The 1,851-nt window shown below is 54.2% G+C and carries 1 rRNA gene; it reads right to left on the bottom strand.

The features are described from left to right. A 23S ribosomal RNA gene (locus BUC15_RS18810) occupies positions 1–1,851 on the bottom strand; the annotation flags it as partial.

The following is a 1,851-nucleotide window of genomic DNA, read 5'->3' as shown; positions in this document are numbered from 1 at the left end:
TCCTACACATCTAATATCTGATGCCACTGTGAAGCTGTAGTAAAGGTGCACGGGGTCTTTCCGTCTGACCGCGGGAACTCCGCATCTTCACGGAGAATTCAATTTCGCTGAGTTGGTGTTGGAGACAGCGGGGAAGTCGTTACGCCATTCGTGCAGGTCGGAACTTACCCGACAAGGAATTTCGCTACCTTAGGACCGTTATAGTTACGGCCGCCGTTTACCGGGGCTTCAATTCAGAGCTTGCACCCCTCCTCTTAACCTTCCGGCACCGGGCAGGCGTCAGACCCTATACGTCGTCTTGCGACTTCGCAGAGCCCTGTGTTTTTAGTAAACAGTCGCCACCCCCTAGTCTGTGCCCCCACCCAAGAGTTGCCTCGAGGATGGGCCCCCTTCTCCCGAAGTTACGGGGGCATTTTGCCTAGTTCCTTCAACACCATTCTCTCAAGCGCCTTGGTATACTCTACCAGTCCACCTGTGTCGGTTTGGGGTACGGTCTATATGGCGGAGTTATTTCCAGGACCTCCTTCGCGGCCCGCTCAATCCGATAAGAGCGAACAACTTACGGAGGTCGTCACTTCCGCCAGGCCCACGAATATTAACGTGGTTCCCATCGACTACGCTTTTCAGCCTCGCCTTAGGGGCCGGCTCACCCTGCGCGGATTAGCCTTGCGCAGGAACCCTTGGACTTTCGGCGACAGTGTTTCTCACACTGTTTGTCGCTACTCATGTCAGCATTCTCACTTCTGATATCTCCAGCATGCCTCACGGCACACCTTCGCAGACTTACAGAACGCTCCGCTACCACGTGCATTGCTGCACATCCGCAGCTTCGGTGCATGGCTTTAGCCCCGGTACATCTTCGGCGCGGGACAGCTATTAGACCAGTGAGCTGTTACGCTTTCTTTAAAGGATGGCTGCTTCTAAGCCAACCTCCTGGTTGTTTTGGCCGTCCTACATCCTTTCCCACTTAGCCATGACTTGGGGACCTTAGCTGGCGGTCTGGGCTGTTTCCCTCTTGACGATGGACCTTAGCACCCACCGTCTGTCTGCCAGACAGTACTCATCGGTATTCGGAGTTTGGTTCGAGTCAGTAAGGCTCGCGCCCCCCTTCCCGATCCAGTGCTCTACCCCCGATGGTATTCATCTGACGCGCTACCTAAATAGCTTTCGCGGAGAACCAGCTATTTCCGAGTTTGATTGGCCTTTCACCCCTAGCCACAGTTCATCCCCGTCTTTTTCAACAGACGTGGGTTCGGTCCTCCAGTGGGTGTTACTCCACCTTCAACCTGACCATGGCTAGATCACCCGGTTTCGGGTCTACCGCATCGAACTGAACGCCCTGTTCAGACTCGCTTTCGCTTCGCCTACACCTAACGGCTTAAGCTTGCTCGATACGGTAAGTCGCTGACCCATTATACAAAAGGTACGCCGTCACCCCTCAAGGAGGCTCCGACTGCTTGTAGGCATCCGGTTTCAGGAACTGTTTCACTCCCCTTGTCGGGGTGCTTTTCACCTTTCCCTCACGGTACTGGTTCACTATCGGTCACTAGAGAGTACTTAGCCTTGGAGAGTGGTCTCCCCATCTTCAGACAGGATTTCACGTGTCCCGCCTTACTCGAGGACCAAAGTGCTTTCTACCCGTACAGGACTATCACCTGCTATGGTGCGACTTTCCAGACGCTTCCGGTTCTTACACGATGGTCACTGGGCTGGTCCGCGTTCGCTCGCCACTACTTGCGGAGTCTCGGTTGATTTCCTTTCCTCGAGCTACTTAGATGTTTCAGTTCGCTCGGTTCGCCTCGTTACCCTATGTATTCAGATAACGATACCTCAAAGAGGTGGGTTTCCCCA

It is taken from the genome of Tessaracoccus bendigoensis DSM 12906 (assembly GCF_900141915.1).
In the GTDB taxonomy this organism is placed as follows: Bacteria; Actinomycetota; Actinomycetes; order Propionibacteriales; family Propionibacteriaceae; genus Arachnia; species Arachnia bendigoensis.
The sequence above is the reverse complement of the archived record's forward strand: the minus strand, read 5'-3'. Positions and strand labels throughout refer to the sequence as shown.